The sequence below is a fragment of the Brevirhabdus sp. genome, from assembly GCF_052826345.1.
Map to the genome: position 1 here is coordinate 17,744 of NZ_JBRBUA010000058.1, position 16,652 is coordinate 34,395.

Consider the following 16,652-nt stretch of genomic DNA (forward strand, 5'->3'; position numbering starts at 1 on the left):
CCGTGGGATCAGACATCTAGCCGGTTTTTCGGCCCTCCACCTCCTTGAGGCCGAGACCGAGGGCGGCGCTTGCCACGCTCATCGCCAGAAAAAGAACAAGCGTCAGCGGCACCCCCGCCAGACTGCTCGCCGCGCTGATGGCGCCGCTTGCCAGCAGCAGCAGGCCGATGGTGGTGTTGGCCACGGCGGTGTAGGTCGCGCGCTGGTCCGCCGGGGCCATATCCACCAGATAGGTCGACCGCCCCTGCCGCACCCCGAAATAGGCGATCATCAGCATGAACAGCACCAGCGGCGGCGCCCAGGGCCGACCGAACACGCCCGCCCGATGCAGCAGCAGCGCCAGGCCCAACGCCGCCGCTCCCATCAGACCCGAACGGATGAGCACCAGGCGGCTGGACCGATCCGCCATCCGCCCCCACAGGTAGGAGCTGACCAGCGACGCCAGCGCCGAGGCCAGCACCATCGCGCCCAGCCGCCCGAGGGTGCCGCCTTCGTCCTGCGCGGACAGAAGCACCAGATAGGGCGGCGCCAGCGCGGTCGCGACCAGCAACCCGCGCACGCCGACAAAGCGCAACAGCTGTGGGTCGCGCCGCAACAGCGCCATTTGCGACAACCCGGCGCCGCCATGGCCTTGGGCCTTCGCGACACGGGACGAAGGGGTTTCGCCCAGCGTCGCGAAAAGCGCCGCCGCCGCCGCCCACAGCGCCCCCGCGAGGCCCAGCCCGGCCATCACCAGCGTCATCCGCTCCGCCAGCCCGCCCATCAGCACCAGCGCGAAGACGATCACCCCCACCGCCGAAGCCGATGTGCCCAGCCCCGTGGCCGAACCGCGCCGGGACATGCCGACGGTCTTGCCCAGCACATCCTTGTAGCTGACCGAACAGAGGCTGCGCGCCACCGCCAGCACCGCCAGCAACAGGCAGATCGCAATGCCCGCCGCCATGCCCCCCAGCGTCAGCGCCACCACCAGAATGCCCGCCGCCATGGCGCCCTGCACGGCGCTGCCGACTACCCAGACCCATTTGCGAAGCCGCATCCGCTGGACCAGCGGCGCGACGAACAGCTGTGGCAACAGCGCGCCCGCCTCCCGTATCGGGACCAGCAGCCCGATCAGAAAGGCAGGCGCGCCCAGCGCATTCATCAGCCAGGCCAGCACCAGCTTGGGGTCGATCAGACCGTCGGCCATCTTCGTCATGCTCAGAGAGGCCGCATGTATCAGAAAGCTGCGCGCCTCCCCCACCCGCGCCTGCGGGTCCAGCTCATCCTGCACCCCCTCCGGTGAAGACGGGCTTAACGCGCGAAAGGCGGTGGTCGCGAAATCCTGTGCCATGGTGCTCCTTCATTCGTTGCGGGCGCGCACCCCCGGGCGCCACCCCCGATCCGCGGGACGCCCATGGGCGTTGACACTGCCGCGAGGGCCGTCCATCTAGTGCGTGAAAATAACCCGCAACCGGGCGTTCCGTGGGCGCCAAACTGACGAGGAGTGCCAATATGGCCCAGATTACCCTCCGATTTCCCGATGGCAATGCGCGTAGCTTCGACAAGGGCGTGACCCCTGCCGAGGTCGCCGCCGATATTTCCAGATCGCTGGCCAAGAAAGCCGTGTCCGCGCAGGTCGACGGCGCCCATTGGGATCTGCAATGGCCGATCGAGGACGACGCGGAAATCGCGATCAACACGACGAAGGACGAAGCCCCCGCGCTGGAGCTGATCCGCCACGACCTGGCGCATGTCATGGCCCGCGCGGTGCAGGAGCTGTGGCCCGAGGTCAAGGTCACCATCGGACCCGTCATCAAGGACGGCTGGTATTACGATTTCGACCGCTCGGAACCGTTCACCCCCGAGGATCTGGGCGCCATCGAAAAGAAGATGAAGGAAATCATCAACCTGCGCGATCCCGTCCGCACCGAGGTCTGGGAACGCACCCGCGCGATCGAGCATTATTCCCAGCGCGGGGAACCCTACAAGGTCGAGCTGATCGAGGCCATCCCCGGCGACGAGCCGCTGCGCATGTACTGGCACGGCGACTGGCAGGATCTGTGCCGTGGTCCGCATCTGCAACACACGGGCCAACTGCCCGCCGACGCCTTCAAGCTGATGAGCGTGGCCGGCGCCTACTGGCGTGGCGACAGCAGCCGCCAGATGCTGCAACGCATCTATGGCGTCGCCTTTCAGAACAAGGACGATCTGAAAAAGCACCTGCACATGCTTGAGGAAGCCGCCAAGCGCGATCACCGCAAGCTGGGCCGGGAGATGGACCTGTTTCACATGCAGGAGGAAGCGCCGGGCCAGGTCTTCTGGCACCCCAACGGCTGGACCATCTATACCGAGCTTCAGGATTACATGCGCCGCAAGCAGCGCGCGGGCGGTTATGTCGAGGTCAACACCCCGCAGGTCGTCGACCGCAAGCTGTGGGAAGCTTCGGGCCACTGGGAAAAGTATCAGGATCACATGTTCATCGTCGAGGTCGACGAGGAGCACGCCCGCGAAAAGGCGGTCAATGCACTCAAGCCGATGAACTGCCCCTGCCATGTGCAGATCTTCAACCAGGGGCTGAAATCCTACCGCGACCTGCCGCTGCGCATGGCCGAATTCGGATCGTGCAACAGATATGAGCCGTCGGGCGCGCTGCACGGCATCATGCGCGTGCGCGGCTTTACCCAGGACGACGGGCATATCTTCTGCCGCGAAGACCAGATCGAAAGCGAAACCGCGCGCTTCATCGCCTTTCTCAGCGAGGTGTACCGCGATCTGGGGTTCGAGAGCTTCAAGGTCAAATTCTCCGACCGGCCCGAGACGCGCGCCGGCTCGGACGAGGTCTGGGACAAGGCCGAGGAAGCCCTGCTGAACGCCACCCGCGCCGCCGGGATCGAGCCCGAGCTGAACCCCGGCGAGGGCGCCTTCTACGGCCCCAAGCTGGAATTCGTGCTGACCGACGCGATCGGCCGCGACTGGCAATGCGGCACGCATCAGGTGGATTTCGTGCTGCCCGAACGGCTGGACGCCAGCTATATCGGCCAGGATGGCAACAAGCACCGGCCCGTGATGCTGCACCGTGCCACGCTGGGCAGCTTCGAGCGGTTCATCGGCATCCTGATCGAGCAACACGCGGGGCGCCTGCCCTTCTGGCTGGCGCCGCGTCAGGTGGTGGTCGCATCGATCGTCTCGGATGCGGATGATTACGTGCAGGAGATCACGCAGGCGCTGCGCGCGGCCGGGGTGCGCGCCGAAGCCGACGTGCGCAACGAAAAGATCAACTACAAGGTCCGCGAACATTCCGTCGGCAAGGTGCCGGTGATCCTCGCCGTCGGCCTGAAGGAGGTCGAGGAGCGCACCGTGACCCTGCGGCGGCTGGGCGAAAAACAAACTTCGGTCCTGCCGTTGGAGGACGCGCAGACCGCGCTCAGCGCAGAGGCGCGCCCGCCGTTCTGATCTGAGCGCCGGAGCTCCGTGGCCGAGCCCGTTCCCGGCCCTCAGGCCGCGGCCCGGCCCGCCATTATGACACCGATTTTCGCCCGCAAAACGGCGGGCGACGAAATCTAATGAATTTTTGCAAAAGCGTATTTACAATTTATTTAATATCGGTAGATTCGTTTTATCAACAGGCTCAAATTACAGGAAAATCCACCACTCACGCCCTTCCATGACCATGAGACTCTTTTTTGAGTCAGGTTTTCGATACTGCCTCGGGGCGGAGTCTGTCCGCGACGCCCCTACTGTGCTCGTAATTTCATCTGTCCCATGATGTCTCTGCCTCGTTTACGAATGATCCAGGGGTTTAAGTCGAGCAATACCCGCCGGTCGAAAGACCGGCGGTTTTTTTTTCCGTGCAGCGGCAGAAAGCTTACGACGCCGTGCCAATTCCGAACCTGGCCTGAACCTCGCGCGTCCATCCCAGAGATCTGTTGCCCGCATCCTCGATCACCGGGCGTTTCATCAACGCGGGATGTTCGTGCAGCAGATCGACCGGATCGCGCTGCCGCTCTGCCTCGTCCAGGCCGCGCCAGGTGGTAGAGCGGGTGTTGAGCAACGTCGGCCCGAATTCGGCCAGCAGTGCCCGCAGCGCCTCGCGGTCCAGCGGGTCGGACCGCACGTCGACCAGTTCCACCTGTCGTCCCTGCCCCGACAACGCCTTGACCGCCTTGCGTGTCGTGTCGCAGGCTTTCAATCCGTAAACCTTCATTATGCCACCGTATTTTTTTTCGCCGGGGGCCAGTTCCCGGCCTCACAATCTATTTAACATCCTTGTCTTTCGTGCGGAACGCCTACCTTGATTCCATGTGACGACCGACTTTCTGAAGACCGCTTCTTACAAGGGACACCGGACGACGCGGAAGTTCAGGCAGCACCGTGCCGCTGCATGCTGCGAGCGGAGTGAGTAACGAGGAGGACTACCATGCCTACAGGCACCGTGAAATGGTTCAACACAACCAAGGGCTACGGCTTCATTGCGCCTGACGACGGTGGCAGCGACGTGTTTGTACATATTTCCGCCGTCGAAAGAGCCGGGCTGACAGGGCTCGCGGACAACCAGAAGGTTGCATACGAACTTCAGGAGGGGCGCGACGGCCGCAAGCTGGCGGCGGATCTTCAGGCCACCTGAGCGGCCCGGACCCTGCGCAGCGGCGCCCCGGCGCCCCTGCACAGGCATGAGACGACGCCGCGCGATCAGCCCTTCAGGATCGCTTCGAATTCGCGCCATTCGCCCCGGCTCATGGCGGAGCTTTCCTGGGTGACCTCTTCGCCCCGGATCATCCGGCGGATGCAGTCCAGCGCCTTGCCCGACAGGTTGGCGCCGCCGATGCGGTAATCCTCGAAGGCCCCGTAGGCGACGGGCACCCAATCTGCGACGATCTTGCAGATCACGTCTGCATAGACACGGATTTCATACTGCGCATGGGCGTCGGCGCGCAGGCGGAGGAAATGCAGCAGATTGTGCAGATCCACCTTCCAGTACCACTGGGTATAGACATTGGCGGGCAGGTTCATCCGCGCCAGCTCACGCGCGAGTCCGTCCTGGCCGTCCTGCGACAGCATGGATTCGTAATGGTCATAGGCGCGATCCGCGTCGCTTTTGAGCATGTTGAGGACGCGCTCGGCTTCCTGCCCCTGCAAGACCGCGCCCCGGCCCTGGTTGTTGACGGTCGATTGCGCCGCCAGCTGGTCGGGCTGGGGGATGTAAAACTCCCGGTCGAGAATCGAATAGCGCGCGGAATATTCGTTGACGTTGGCGGTGCGGTGCCGGATCCACTGGCGCGCCACGAACACCGGCAGCTTCACGTGCAGCTTGACCTCGCACATCTCGAACGGCGTCGAATGCCAATGCCGCATCAGATAGCGGATCAGCCCTTCGTCGTTGCTGACGTGCTTGGTGCCCGCGCCATAGCTCACCCGCGCAGCCTGCACGATGGCGGCGTCATCGCCCATGTAGTCGATCACCCGCACGAACCCGTGGTCCAGCACCTCATGCGCCTTGTAAAGATGCGCCTCCATCCCGTCACTCACGGCGCGAAGTGTGGGCCGGGTCTGGCTGCGCAGCGCGTCGATTTCGGCCTGCTGGTCGTGGGTGATGGGCATTTGGTCCTCCGGCGGAATCGCGTTGCGTCAAGCTAGCATATTGGCGGGTGGGGAAAACCTGATACCTGCCCGCCCCGGCCGGAGCGTTGTGCGGGTTTGCTCGGCGGCGCGGTGTGCTATGTGATCGGCAGATGGTCAACCGAAGAGGATGATATGCAAATCAACTATCTGCACACAATGGTCCGGGTGAAGGATCTCGACGCGACGATCGCATTCTTCTCGCTGCTCGGATTGAAGGAAATCCGGCGTATGGACAGCGACAAGGGGCGTTACACGCTGGTCTTCATGGCGCCTCCGGGTCAGGAAGAAGCCCCGGTGGAGCTGACCTACAACTGGGACGGCGACGACGCGCTGCCTTCCGACAGCCGCCATTTCGGCCATCTCGCCTATGGGGTGGAGGACATCTACGCACTTTGCGCGCATCTGCGCGACAACGGCGTGACGATCAACCGGCCGCCGCGTGACGGGCACATGGCCTTCGTACGCTCCCCCGACAACATCTCGATCGAGCTGTTGCAGATGGGCGAGGCCAAGGCCCCCGAGGAACCCTGGGCTAGCATGGAAAACACCGGCAGCTGGTGAACGGCCGCACGATCGGCAGGGCGCTGGTCGCCGCGGTGCTGGTGTTTCTGACGCTGGCATCGACCGGCGGTGCGGCGCAGGCCTGTCGGCTGGCGCTGGTGCTGGCGCTCGACGTCTCGTCCTCGGTGGACAGTCGCGAGGACGCCTTGCAAAGGCAGGGTCTGGCGGCCGCGCTGCTGTACGATCCGGTCCGTCGGGCGGTGCTCGACGATCCCGCGAACCCGGTGGCGCTGGCGGTGTTCGAATGGTCGGGGCGCGATCAGCAGCAGGTGATCCTGGACTGGACCCTGCTGCGATCGGAGGCCGCGCTGCGCCGTGCCGCGGGCATCCTGCGCGCCAGCCGACGCGGCCATTCGCAGTTTCCCACCGCGGCGGGCTATGCATTGGGCTATGCCGCAAGTGTCTTCGCGACCGCGCCCGACTGCCTGTTCCGCACCCTCGACGTCAGTGGCGACGGCATCAACAACGCGGGCTTCTCTCCCGCGCTGGCCTATGCCAACTTTCCGCTCGACGGGATCACGGTGAATGCGCTGGCGATCCTTGGCGGCGGCAAGGGGGCTGCGGATGACGCGGCGCTGCTGGAGTTCTACCGCAAACAGATCCTGCGCGGCCCCGGCGCCTTTCTGGAGGTGGCCGCGAATTATGAGGATTTCGAACGCGCGATCCGCCGCAAGCTGGAGCGGGAGATACGCGCCAAGCTGACAGGGCGCGCGCCGACAGCGCCCCCTTCGGGCACCCGCAGGTCGGGCGGCACCGCCTTTGCCGGACCTGCAATGACCTTGGGCGGGTCCAGCGCGGACGGGTACAGCGCGAACCGGCCGCCCGCTTCGGGCAACCAAGCCCCGGACAACCGCATGTGGAACGGTATCGCCCCGCGGAAAAACCCCGCCTCGGGCCCGGCCGCGCGGGCGCCTTGGGCCGCCGCGCCGGGTCCCACGTCGACCGACGATACCGCGCCGACGGCCGGTCGGGGTTAGCACGATGGATCGGCAGCCCCCGGTCACGGCCCGCTCGGTCTCGGTCTTTTCGGCGGCCTTTCCGGTGGTCTTTTCGGCGATTCTCCTCGCGTTGGTGCTGGCGACAAGCGCTGCGGCCGGTGCCGCGTGCAGGCAGGCACTGACGCTGGGACTGGATGTTTCGGGTTCGGTAGATGATGCGGAATACCGTCTGCAACGCGACGGGCTGGCCGCCGCGCTTGCGCATCCTGACGTGCGCGCGGCCTTGCTGGCGATGCCCTCCGCGCCGGTGCGGCTGCAAATCTTCGAATGGAGCAGCCGGAACTTTCAGCGCATCCTTCTGCCCTGGGCCGAGATCACCGGCCCCGAAGCGCTGGACAGCGCGATCACACGGTTGCGCGGCAGCCGCCGTGTCGCCGCCCCCTCGACCACCGCGCTGGGCACCGCGATGCGGTTCGGCCTGGACCAGCTTGCCCGCCATTCAGCCTGCTGGGAACGCACGCTGGATCTTTCGGGCGACGGGCAGTCGAATGAGGGGCCGCGCCCCCGATCGGTGCAGGCCGCCGCATCCCCCGGCACAGGCGCGACGATCAACGCGCTGGTGGTCGGCACCGATACCGCGCAGGCAGAAATCAGCCGCCCCGCCGGTATCGCCGAACTTTCGGCCTATTTTCGCGCCGAGGTCATCCGCGGCCCCGGCGCCTTCGTCGAAACCGCGATCGGCTTTGACGACTATGAACGCGCAATGGTCCGCAAACTGCTGAGAGAGCTGCGCGCCCTCGCGCTGAGCCGCCTTCTTGTCGGCGGCAGTGGCAGCAGAAGCAGCGGCGGCGGCGCAGCTGGCATTGTCGCTGGTGACGAGGCGATGGCCGAACCGTCAGATAGGCGCTTGCGTCAATAGATGTACCTGATCTGATCGCTCCAGTACCGCTCGACCCGGCGCAGGGCGACGTTGATTTCTTCCACCCCCCGGGGGTCGAGAATGCCGCGCGATTGCAGCGCCTCGGCGTGGCGGGAGAACAGCCCGGTGACCCGGTCGCACACGTTACGGCCCTTCGGCGTCAGCCGCACCCGCACCGAACGCCGGTCGATCTCGCAGCGCTGATGATGCATATAGTCCATCTCGACCAGCCGCTTGAGGTTGTAGGAAACGTTGGACCCCTGATAATAGCCGCGCGATTTCAGCTCTCCGGCGGTGACTTCGTTGTCGCCGATGTTGAACATCAAAAGCGCCTGCACCGCATTGATGTCCAGGATATTGAGCCGCTCGAACTCATCCTTGATGACGTCCAGCAACAGCCGGTGCAATCGCTCCACCAACGCCAGACTTTCGAGATACCCCACCATGAAGGTTTTCTGCCCGCTGGGGTCGAAATTGATTTTCTGAATGCTCATCTGGCCTCTCCGCCTGTGTACATTTAGGGAACATTGGCGGCAAATTCCAAACATCGGGTTAAGCGAAAACCCGTCAGCGTGCGCGCGTCCTCTTTTTCAGAATTTCCTCGATCAGCGCGGAAAACCGTTCCGGCGCGGGATCCTGGCCGGAAAACCAGCGGTAGAGGTCCTGGTCGTTCTCTTCCAGCAGCGCATCGTATTGCGCCAGTTCGTCGACACTCATCCCCTCCAGATGCGAATCGGCGTGGGGGCCCAGGATCATGTCCATTTCCTTGATGCCCCGGCGCCAGGACCGCATTTTCAGCCGTTTCAGCCTGGCCTCAAGGCTTTCGCGCGTCTCCGGCATCGCTCAGCCCTGCGCCGCGCTGCGCAGGCGCTTTTCCAGCGTGCCCAGCCGGTCGGCCATGCGCGAAAGCTCCGCCTTGAGCTTGCGCATCTCGGTCAGCACCGCCGCCGTGGTCTCGGGCATGTCGGTCTCGTCGGAGGGGGCCGACAACCCGTCGCCCTCGCCGGTCAGCAGCCACATCAGCGACACGTTCAGGATACCCGCCATCATCTGCAACTTGTTGGCGCGCGGCTCCGCCAGATCCTCTTCCCAGGCGCGGATGGTCTTCAGCTTGACGCCGAGCTTCTTGGACAGGTCCGACTGGCTCAGGCCCAGAACCTCCCGCGCGCCGGCCAGCCGATCGCCGAAGGTTGCGGTCTCGGCGGAGTACCAGCCGCCATCCCCGCCATCCGCGGTGGAGGTGGAGGTTCCGGGGCCGGCATTGCTCGTCTCTTCGGTCATGAAATATCCTTTCGCATATCAGCTTGAACGGTGCTCGGATCGACCCTAAGACATGGCCCCGGTACATACAAACCGGAGTCCCCCATGTCCCTGCTGTCCGCGACACTCGACCGTGTGAAACCCTCGCCCACCATCGTCGTGACCACCAAGGCGCAGGAGCTCAAGGCCGCGGGGCAGGATGTCATCGGTCTGGGGGCGGGGGAACCCGATTTCGACACGCCGCAGAACGTCAAGGACGCCGCCGTGCGCGCCATCGCCGAGGGCCGGACCAAATATACCGCCGTCGACGGCATCCCCGAGCTCAAGCGCGCGATCTGCGCCAAGCTCAAGCGGGACAACGCGCTGGATTACACCCCCGCGCAGGTGTCCGTGGGCACCGGCGGCAAGCAGATCCTCTATAACGCGCTGATGGCCACGCTGAACCCCGGCGACGAGGTGGTGATCCCCGCCCCCTATTGGGTCAGCTATCCCGACATGGTGCTGCTGGCGGGCGGCACGCCCGTGATCGCCGAAGCGCGCGCGGAAACCGCCTACAAGCTGACGCCCGACGCGCTGGAGGCCGCGATCACCGCGCGCACGAAATGGTTCATCTTCAACTCCCCCTCGAACCCCACCGGCGCGGGATACACCCGCGCGGAGCTGAAGGCGCTGACCGACGTGCTGTTGCGTCACCCGCAGGTGCAGATCATGTCCGACGACATGTACGAACATCTGGTCTACGACGGGTTCGAATTCTGCACCCCCGCGCAGGTGGAGCCGCAGCTCTACGACCGTACGCTGACCGTCAACGGCGTGTCCAAGGCCTATGCGATGACGGGCTGGCGCATCGGATATGCGGCAGGGCCGGAAAAGCTGATCGGCGCCATGCGCAAGATCCAGTCGCAAAGCACCTCCAACCCCTGCTCTATCTCGCAATGGGCCGCGGTCGAGGCGCTGAACGGCCCGCAGGACTTTCTGGCCGCCAACAACGCGGTCTTCGCGCGGCGGCGCAACCTGGTGGTGGACATGCTCAACCAGATCGAGGGCGTCAGCTGCCCGGTGCCCGAGGGGGCGTTTTACGTCTACCCCTCGATCGCGGGGCTGATCGGCAAGACCTCCGCCGCGGGCGCGCAGATCGACACGGACGAGGATTTCGCCACCGCGCTGCTGGAGGAAACCGGCGTCGCGGTGGTCTTCGGAGCGGCCTTCGGCCTTTCGCCCTGCTTCCGCGTCAGCTACGCTACCTCGGACGAGGCGCTGACCGAGGCCTGCACACGCATCCAGAGGTTCTGCGCCGCATTGTCGTGACGGTCTCGCAATCGGCTTGAAGGGGCGAAATGTCGGTCGAACTGCCTGATTTCTACTTCCGTGTCAGGGAGAACGGCGCCTTCGTCTTTCGGGTCGATACCGAAAACCGGCAGCGCCGCATCGACATGACGCAGATCGCCGTCGTGAATATCCGCAACGGCGATATCAAACCGCATGGCGATCACCGCTTGTCGCGCGAGGAGACGGAGATCATCCGTGACTGGATGGCCGAACGGCGCGACGTGCTGGCGCGGCGCGAAATCGACGATATCTTCCGCGCGATCGACCACCTCAACCTGACGACCCATTGGGTGCAAAGCCGCGCCAGCGTGGAAGATCTGGACGAGGTGACCGACAGCCTGCTGCTGGCGATGCACGATCTGCGCAGCGCGCTGGTGCGCAAGAAGGCCGACGCGCTGATAAAAGCGCGCGATCCGCAGGCGGACGGCTGACGCAGCCGCCCCCTGCCGGCGGGGCGCCGTCGGCACAGGGCGGACTCGAGTATTTTCACCAAGAAGAAGCGGGCCTCTTCAGCCGACAGCAGGCGACGGCGGCAATCTGACGGAGCGGGTCCAGAAGCGCACCATCAGCAGGATCGCGGCCAGACCAAGGCCGATCACCAGCCCCGCCCAGACCCCGACACCGCCAAACCCGAGGCGGAACCCCAGCACGTAGCTGACAGGTATGCCGATCAGCCAATAGCTGAGCCCCGCATAGAGCATCGGCACGCGCGCGTCCTGCACCCCGCGCAGCAGCCCCAGCGCCATGACCTGCGCCCCGTCCGCCAGCTGGAACACCCCGGCCATGGCCAGCAGCCCGGTGCCCACCGCCAGGATACGCGGCAGCATCGGGTCGGAGGGATCGACGAAGATCGACAGCAGGGGCTCAGGCACCCACAGAAACAGCGCCGTGGTGAATAGCGCCACGCCGGTGGACAGCCCGATCGCGACCAGCCCGCCCAGCCGCAGGGCGTGTTCGTCGCCCTGCCCCGCCGCGCGGCCCGCGCGCACCGTGGCGGCATTCGACAGGCCCACATGCACCATGAACGCGAATCCCACCAGTTGCAGCGCGATGCCATGCGCGGCCAGTGTGACCTCGCCCAGCCAGCCCATCATCACGGCGGAGGCCGAAAACAGCCCGGATTCGGCGAGGCTGGTCAAGCCGATGGGCCAGCCGAGGTGAAACACCGTGCCGAAGACCTCGCGGTCGGGGCGCCAGAGACGTTGGAACAGCGCGTGTTCGGGCGTGGCCGTGTTGACATAGGCCACCAGCACCCCGAGCGTCAGCAACTGGGTCACCACGGACGCGATCGCCGCCCCCCTGAGCCCGAGTTCCGGCAGCCCCAGATGGCCGAAGATCAGCACCCAGTTGACCGCCGCGTTCAGCACCGCCGCCAGCACCGTCGCCCAGAGCACCACCTGCGTGCGTTCGAGTGCGGCGAAATGGCTTTTCAGCACCATCACCAGCAGCGCCGGAAACATCCCCCAGGCCGCGATGCGCAGGTAGTCCTGGGCCGCCGCGGCCACGTCATCGGTCTGCCCCATCGCCAGCAGCAGCGCCTCAGACCACAGCAGGAGCGGCAGCAGCGCGGCCGCATAAAGGACGACGATCCACATCCCCATGCGGGTGATGCGGCGCACCTGCTGGGGTTGCCCGGACGCCTCCGCCGAGGCCACGAGCGGCGTGACCGCCCAGGCGAAGCCCGATCCCATGATGAAGAGCAGGAAAAAGAAGGACTGCGCGAGCACGACCGCCGCCAGCGCGCCGACGTCGTACCAGCCCAGCATGATGGCATCGGTGACGTGAATGGCGAATTGCGCCATATGGCTGCCGATCAGCGGCAGGCCGAGCGCCAGAACCGCATAGGCATGGGCGCGGACGCTCGACTTGGAAACCCGCCCATTGTGATTATGTCGCATGCGCCTGCTCATCGATACGGGTTAATCGAGCGGTGCATGGACGGCAAGGCTGCGATTGCGGGCACAGACGGGCTTTGCAGGCGCGCCCGCAATCCTGGGCTGCCGCCGCATGGCGCAACATGTTGCGTCACCGCGCGCCGGATGGTCTAATGAAGGGCAAATCCGGGACAGAAGAAGAATCGAGCAGCATGGCCACCAGCGACCTTTTGAGCAGTGCGGCGGAACCCGCCTATGACGCCTCTTCGATCGAGGTGCTGGAGGGGCTGGAGCCCGTGCGCAAACGCCCCGGCATGTATATCGGCGGCACCGACGAACGGGCGCTGCACCATCTGGTGGCCGAGGTGCTCGACAACTCCATGGATGAGGCGGTCGCGGGCCATGCTAACCGGATCGAGGTGGAGCTGCACGCCGATTACTCCGTTTCCGTGCGCGACAACGGCCGCGGCATCCCGGTCGATCCGCACCCCAAGTTTCCCGACAAATCCGCGCTGGAGGTGATCCTGTGCACGCTGCATGCGGGCGGCAAGTTCTCGGGCAAGTCCTATGAGACTTCGGGCGGGCTGCATGGCGTCGGCATCTCGGTGGTCAACGCGCTGTCGGATCATGTCCGGGTCGAGGTGGCGCGCAATCGCGAGCTCTTCGCGCAGGAATTTTCCCGTGGCATTCCCCGGGGCCCCGTCGCACCGGCGGGCGCGGCGCCGAACCGGCGCGGCACCACGGTGACGTTCCATCCCGACGCCGAGATCTTCGGCTCGCTCAAATTCAGGCCCGCGCGGCTGCTCAAGATGGTGCGTTCCAAGGCCTATCTGTATTCCGGCGTCGAGATACGCTGGAAAACGGCCATCGACGACGGGGAAACCCCGGCGGAGGCCATCTTTCACTTCCCCGGCGGGCTTTCGGATTATCTGACCGAAACGCTGGGCGAGGCCGCGACCTATGCCGACAAGCCCTTCGCGGGAAAGGTGTCGTTCCAGGAGAAGTTCAGCCAGCCGGGATCGGTGGAATGGGCGATCAACTGGACGCCCGCGCGCGACGGGTTCATCCAGTCCTATTGCAACACCGTGCCCACCCCCGAGGGCGGCACCCATGAGGCCGGGTTCTGGGCGGCGGTGCTGAAGGGCATCCGCGCCTATGGCGATCTGGTCGGCAACCGCAAGGCCACCAACATCAACCGCGACGATCTGAACGCGGGCGGCTGCGCGCTGGTGTCGTGTTTCATCCGCGAGCCGGAGTTCGTGGGCCAGACCAAGGACCGGCTGGCCACGGTCGAGGCCGGCAAGCTGGTCGAAGGCGCGGTGCGCGACCATTTCGACAACTGGCTGGCCGCCGACACGAAGGCCGCGGGCGCGATCCTGGATTACCTGGTGCTGCGCGCCGACGAGCGGCTGCGCCGCCGCGCCGAGAAGGAGACGCAGCGCAAATCCGCCACCAAGAAGCTGCGCCTGCCCGGCAAGCTGACCGATTGTTCCGCCACCAACCGCGACGGCACCGAGCTGTTCATCGTGGAGGGCGACAGCGCCGGCGGGTCGGCCAAGATGGCACGCGACCGGAAAACCCAGGCCCTGCTGCCGTTGCGCGGCAAGATCCTGAACGTGCTGGGCGCGGCCAGCGCCAAGATGGGCGCGAACGCCGAGATCAACGACCTGTGCCAGGCGCTGGGGGTCGGGCTCGGGACGAAATTCAACGTCGAGGACCTGCGCTACGACAAGGTCATCATCATGACCGACGCCGATGTGGACGGCGCGCATATCGCATCGCTTCTGATGACGTTCTTCTTCACCCAGATGCGGCCGATGATCGACGCGGGCCATCTGTACCTCGCCTGCCCGCCGCTGTTCCGTCTGACCCAGGGCGCCCGCCGTGTCTATTGCCTCGACGAGGCCGAGAAGGACGTCGCGCTGGCCAAGGGTCTGGGCGGCAAGGGCAAGATCGACGTCAGCCGCTTCAAGGGGCTGGGGGAGATGGACGCGAAGGACCTCAAGGACACCACGATGAATCCCGAGACGCGCAAGCTGATCCGGGTGACCATCGACGAGGACATGGCGGGCGAGACCGGCGATCTGGTGGAGCGTCTGATGGGCAAGAAACCCGAGATGCGGTTTCAGTACATTCAGGAAAATGCGCGCTTCGTGGAGGAGCTGGACGTCTGAACGCCCCCGCGCCGAGGATGGCGCGCGTCGCGGATTTCGAGTATTTATTCCAAGAAGAAGCGGCAGGCCAGACATGAGCTTCGGCGACGGCGGGCAGCTTGACGGGTTGACGGGATCAGGACCGAGGGGGCCGGAATTGGCGGGGTCAAGATCGGCGGGACCAGAATCGGCGGGGCAAAAATGGGCGAGGCGCAAATGAAGGCGGACCCGGCGAAAGACGCGCAGCGTTTCAACGTGCTGGCGATCGCCCAGGGCGGGCGGCTGGAATATGAGGCCGCGCTCTTCGCCGCGTCCTTTCGCGCGGCGAACCCGGAATTCGCGGGCCGCTTGATCTTTGCCGAGCCGCAGCCCGGCCCGTGCTGGGACCATGATCCGCGCATCCAGGACCCGGCGGTGCGCGAGCTGCTGATCGAGCTGGGGGCGGAAATCCTGCCCTTCGCATCGGAGCATTTCGGATCGAGCTACCCCAACGGCAACAAGATCGAGGCGCTTTCGGTGCTGCCGGCCGGGCAACCCTTCGTCTTCTTCGATACCGACACGCTGCATCTCGCCCCGCTTGGCGATGTGCCGTTCGATTTCGCGCGGCCTACCGCATCGATGAAGCGCGAAGGCACCTGGCCGCAGCAGGAGCTTTACGGTCCCGGCTACACCGAAACATGGGGCGCGCTTTACGACAAGTTCGGGCTGGATTTCGCCAGCTCGCTCGACCTGACCCAGCCCGATGAATATTGGGAACGCTATCTTTATTTCAACGCGGGCTGGTTCCTTGGCGCCGATCCGGTCGCATTCCGGCGCTGGTTTCTGGATTACGCGCTGGCGATCCGCGATGACACGCCGGAGGCGCTGGTCTGCCAGCCGCTTTATCCGTGGCTCGACCAGATCGCGCTGCCGCTTGTCATCCACAAGCTGGGGGGCGGTCGCGACACGCTCGAAGAGGGCTGGCTCGACGGGCGCACCACCTGCCACTGGCGCGTGCTGCCGCTGGCCTACGCGCGCGAGGACGATCGCGTGATCGCGGTGCTCGAGGATGTCAGCAAGCCCAACCGCATCAAGAAGGTGCTGAAGGCATACGATCCGTTCAAGCGGATGATCTTTCAGGGGCGCGGGCAGAAGGTGCGCGCCCTCTTCGACCGGGACGACCTGCCGCGCAAGGAACAGCAGATCCGCAATATCATCAAACGCAACCGGCTGTGGATGCGCTGACGCGAAGGCACGGCCGGGCGGGTCCGGCCGTGGCTTCGTGCCGGACGGCCCGTCCTACAGCGCGGGCGCGATCTCATAGGTGATCGTCACATCGACGTTGAGCGTCACCTCGCCCTCGGCGACGGGCACCTGGCTTTCGCGGGCGGCCATCGCGTTCATACGCATCATGCCGGGCGGCTGGCTGCGGGTCTGTTCATCCAGCGACAGGATGCCGATGATCTTCAGCCCCGCCGCCTGCGCATATAGATCCGCCTTGCGCCTTGCGTCCGCGATCGCGTTGCGGCGCGCCGCATCGGTCGATTCCTGCGGCGCGCTCAGACCGAATTCCAGACCGCGAAACTCATTCACCCCGGCCTGCACCACCTGATCCAGCACCACGCCCAGCCGCGGCAGATCGCGCACCCTGACGGTAATCGTGTTGGAGGCGCGGTAGCCCTCGATCCGGGGCGCATCGCCCTGACCGTCGGGCTTGGGGCGATTGTCGAAGACCGGATAAAGCCTCAGCCCCGAGGTCTGCATGTCGCGCGCGGCGATCCCCTCGGCCTTGAGCACGTCGAGCGTGGCGGCGACCATCTTGCTGTTGTCGGCAAGCGCCTCGGCGGCGGTGGCCTTCTGCGTGGTGGCGCCAAGGGTGATCGTCGCCATGTCCGGCGGCAGGTCGACCGACCCCTCCCCGGTCACCGTCATCCGCGCGGGCATCCGCGCGGGGTCCGCGAGCTGCGGGCCTTGCGCCAGCGCGGGCAGCGCCGTCGGCAGCATCAGAACAAGTGCCAAAACAAGCTTCGTCATTGAACGT

17 protein-coding genes are annotated in these 16,652 nt (G+C 65.5%); 9 read left to right on the forward strand and 8 right to left on the reverse strand.

Features of this window, described 5'->3' with window-relative positions:
* Positions 1 to 16: 16 nt before the first annotated feature.
* The gene (locus tag ACU0BR_RS06960; RefSeq protein ID WP_446156123.1) at positions 17 to 1,330 is read right to left on the reverse strand and encodes an MFS transporter; all 1,314 of its coding nucleotides are present in this window, start codon (positions 1,328 to 1,330) and stop codon (positions 17 to 19) included.
* Between the two features lie 161 nt (positions 1,331 to 1,491).
* Between ACU0BR_RS06960 and thrS the strand changes: the two genes are divergently transcribed.
* Entirely contained in the window at positions 1,492 to 3,432 is a 1,941-nt protein-coding gene (gene thrS, locus ACU0BR_RS06965) for a threonine--tRNA ligase (RefSeq protein ID WP_446156124.1), read from the forward strand.
* 412 nt (positions 3,433 to 3,844) lie between these two features.
* Here thrS and ACU0BR_RS06970 read toward each other — a convergent pair whose 3' ends face one another.
* Positions 3,845 to 4,183, reverse strand: coding sequence for an arsenate reductase family protein (locus ACU0BR_RS06970; protein ID WP_446156125.1), 339 nt, complete (start codon positions 4,181 to 4,183; stop codon positions 3,845 to 3,847).
* A 213-nt stretch (positions 4,184 to 4,396) separates the two neighbouring features.
* Here ACU0BR_RS06970 and ACU0BR_RS06975 point away from each other — a divergent pair, with 213 nt between their 5' ends.
* Complete coding sequence (locus tag ACU0BR_RS06975) at positions 4,397 to 4,603, forward strand: cold-shock protein (protein ID WP_446156126.1); 207 nt, start codon at positions 4,397 to 4,399, stop codon at positions 4,601 to 4,603.
* A 65-nt stretch (positions 4,604 to 4,668) separates the two neighbouring features.
* Here the strand turns inward: ACU0BR_RS06975 and thyX are convergent, their stop codons facing one another.
* Entirely contained in the window at positions 4,669 to 5,577 is a 909-nt protein-coding gene (gene thyX / locus ACU0BR_RS06980) for an FAD-dependent thymidylate synthase (RefSeq protein WP_446156127.1), read from the reverse strand.
* Positions 5,578 to 5,730: 153 nt separating this feature from the next.
* Between thyX and ACU0BR_RS06985 the strand changes: the two genes are divergently transcribed.
* From ACU0BR_RS06985 to ACU0BR_RS06995, 3 genes are read left to right on the forward strand one after another with little or no spacing between them, the layout of a single operon-like run.
* On the forward strand, positions 5,731 to 6,159 hold the full coding sequence (locus tag ACU0BR_RS06985) for a VOC family protein (protein WP_446156128.1): 429 nt from the start codon (positions 5,731 to 5,733) through the stop codon (positions 6,157 to 6,159).
* Positions 6,156 to 7,136, forward strand: a complete 981-nt coding sequence (locus ACU0BR_RS06990) for a DUF1194 domain-containing protein (protein WP_446156129.1) — start codon at positions 6,156 to 6,158, stop codon at positions 7,134 to 7,136. The genes ACU0BR_RS06985 and ACU0BR_RS06990 overlap by 4 nt, the downstream gene beginning before the upstream one ends.
* Before the next feature lie 4 nt (positions 7,137 to 7,140).
* A complete protein-coding gene (locus ACU0BR_RS06995) occupies positions 7,141 to 8,016 on the forward strand; it encodes a DUF1194 domain-containing protein (protein ID WP_446156130.1) in 876 nt (291 codons plus the stop codon).
* Here ACU0BR_RS06995 and ACU0BR_RS07000 read toward each other — a convergent pair.
* The 3 genes from ACU0BR_RS07000 to ACU0BR_RS07010 all read right to left on the reverse strand — a co-directional run bounded on the left by ACU0BR_RS07000 (position 8,010) and on the right by ACU0BR_RS07010 (position 9,297).
* The gene (locus ACU0BR_RS07000) at positions 8,010 to 8,510 is read right to left on the reverse strand and encodes a MarR family winged helix-turn-helix transcriptional regulator (protein ID WP_446156131.1); all 501 of its coding nucleotides are present in this window, start codon (positions 8,508 to 8,510) and stop codon (positions 8,010 to 8,012) included. The two genes, ACU0BR_RS06995 and ACU0BR_RS07000, sit on opposite strands and share 7 nt — an antisense overlap.
* Before the next feature lie 73 nt (positions 8,511 to 8,583).
* The gene (locus ACU0BR_RS07005) at positions 8,584 to 8,856 is read right to left on the reverse strand and encodes a succinate dehydrogenase assembly factor 2 (protein ID WP_446156132.1); all 273 of its coding nucleotides are present in this window, start codon (positions 8,854 to 8,856) and stop codon (positions 8,584 to 8,586) included.
* Between the two features lie 3 nt (positions 8,857 to 8,859).
* Complete coding sequence (locus ACU0BR_RS07010) at positions 8,860 to 9,297, reverse strand: helix-turn-helix domain-containing protein (RefSeq protein WP_446156133.1); 438 nt, start codon at positions 9,295 to 9,297, stop codon at positions 8,860 to 8,862.
* 84 nt (positions 9,298 to 9,381) lie between these two features.
* Here ACU0BR_RS07010 and ACU0BR_RS07015 point away from each other — a divergent pair, with 84 nt between their 5' ends.
* On the forward strand, positions 9,382 to 10,584 hold the full coding sequence (locus ACU0BR_RS07015) for a pyridoxal phosphate-dependent aminotransferase (protein ID WP_446156134.1): 1,203 nt from the start codon (positions 9,382 to 9,384) through the stop codon (positions 10,582 to 10,584).
* Positions 10,585 to 10,613: 29 nt separating this feature from the next.
* Positions 10,614 to 11,036 (forward strand): hypothetical protein, encoded by a 423-nt coding sequence (locus tag ACU0BR_RS07020; protein ID WP_446156135.1) that lies wholly within the window; start codon positions 10,614 to 10,616, stop codon positions 11,034 to 11,036.
* 78 nt (positions 11,037 to 11,114) lie between these two features.
* Here ACU0BR_RS07020 and ACU0BR_RS07025 read toward each other — a convergent pair whose 3' ends face one another.
* The gene (locus ACU0BR_RS07025) at positions 11,115 to 12,503 is read right to left on the reverse strand and encodes an MATE family efflux transporter (RefSeq protein ID WP_446156136.1); all 1,389 of its coding nucleotides are present in this window, start codon (positions 12,501 to 12,503) and stop codon (positions 11,115 to 11,117) included.
* A gap of 188 nt (positions 12,504 to 12,691) precedes the next feature.
* Between ACU0BR_RS07025 and parE the strand changes: the two genes are divergently transcribed.
* Entirely contained in the window at positions 12,692 to 14,653 is a 1,962-nt protein-coding gene (parE, locus tag ACU0BR_RS07030) for a DNA topoisomerase IV subunit B (protein ID WP_446156137.1), read from the forward strand.
* Positions 14,654 to 14,833: 180 nt separating this feature from the next.
* Positions 14,834 to 15,856 (forward strand): hypothetical protein, encoded by a 1,023-nt coding sequence (locus ACU0BR_RS07035; RefSeq protein ID WP_446156138.1) that lies wholly within the window; start codon positions 14,834 to 14,836, stop codon positions 15,854 to 15,856.
* Positions 15,857 to 15,910: 54 nt separating this feature from the next.
* Here ACU0BR_RS07035 and ACU0BR_RS07040 read toward each other — a convergent pair whose 3' ends face one another.
* On the reverse strand, positions 15,911 to 16,645 hold the full coding sequence (locus ACU0BR_RS07040; protein ID WP_446156139.1) for an SIMPL domain-containing protein: 735 nt from the start codon (positions 16,643 to 16,645) through the stop codon (positions 15,911 to 15,913).
* Between the last annotated feature and the right edge of the window lie 7 nt (positions 16,646 to 16,652).

What these genes read in the sequence shown, in the direction of transcription:
- ACU0BR_RS06985 (WP_446156128.1), top strand. Translation starts at nt 5,731, where the DNA reads ATGCAAATCAACTATCTGCACACAATGGTCCGGGTGAAGGATCTCGAC.
- ACU0BR_RS07040 (WP_446156139.1), bottom strand. Translation starts at nt 16,645, where the DNA reads ATGACGAAGCTTGTTTTGGCACTTGTTCTGATGCTGCCGACGGCGCTG.
- ACU0BR_RS07025 (WP_446156136.1), bottom strand. Translation starts at nt 12,503, where the DNA reads ATGCGACATAATCACAATGGGCGGGTTTCCAAGTCGAGCGTCCGCGCC.
- parE (WP_446156137.1), top strand. Translation starts at nt 12,692, where the DNA reads ATGGCCACCAGCGACCTTTTGAGCAGTGCGGCGGAACCCGCCTATGAC.
- ACU0BR_RS06975 (WP_446156126.1), top strand. Translation starts at nt 4,397, where the DNA reads ATGCCTACAGGCACCGTGAAATGGTTCAACACAACCAAGGGCTACGGC.
- ACU0BR_RS07035 (WP_446156138.1), top strand. Translation starts at nt 14,834, where the DNA reads ATGGGCGAGGCGCAAATGAAGGCGGACCCGGCGAAAGACGCGCAGCGT.
- thrS (WP_446156124.1), top strand. Translation starts at nt 1,492, where the DNA reads ATGGCCCAGATTACCCTCCGATTTCCCGATGGCAATGCGCGTAGCTTC.
- thyX (WP_446156127.1), bottom strand. Translation starts at nt 5,577, where the DNA reads ATGCCCATCACCCACGACCAGCAGGCCGAAATCGACGCGCTGCGCAGC.
- ACU0BR_RS07000 (WP_446156131.1), bottom strand. Translation starts at nt 8,510, where the DNA reads ATGAGCATTCAGAAAATCAATTTCGACCCCAGCGGGCAGAAAACCTTC.
- ACU0BR_RS07005 (WP_446156132.1), bottom strand. Translation starts at nt 8,856, where the DNA reads ATGCCGGAGACGCGCGAAAGCCTTGAGGCCAGGCTGAAACGGCTGAAA.
- ACU0BR_RS07020 (WP_446156135.1), top strand. Translation starts at nt 10,614, where the DNA reads ATGTCGGTCGAACTGCCTGATTTCTACTTCCGTGTCAGGGAGAACGGC.
- ACU0BR_RS07010 (WP_446156133.1), bottom strand. Translation starts at nt 9,297, where the DNA reads ATGACCGAAGAGACGAGCAATGCCGGCCCCGGAACCTCCACCTCCACC.
- ACU0BR_RS06995 (WP_446156130.1), top strand. Translation starts at nt 7,141, where the DNA reads ATGGATCGGCAGCCCCCGGTCACGGCCCGCTCGGTCTCGGTCTTTTCG.
- ACU0BR_RS06960 (WP_446156123.1), bottom strand. Translation starts at nt 1,330, where the DNA reads ATGGCACAGGATTTCGCGACCACCGCCTTTCGCGCGTTAAGCCCGTCT.
- ACU0BR_RS06970 (WP_446156125.1), bottom strand. Translation starts at nt 4,183, where the DNA reads ATGAAGGTTTACGGATTGAAAGCCTGCGACACGACACGCAAGGCGGTC.
- ACU0BR_RS07015 (WP_446156134.1), top strand. Translation starts at nt 9,382, where the DNA reads ATGTCCCTGCTGTCCGCGACACTCGACCGTGTGAAACCCTCGCCCACC.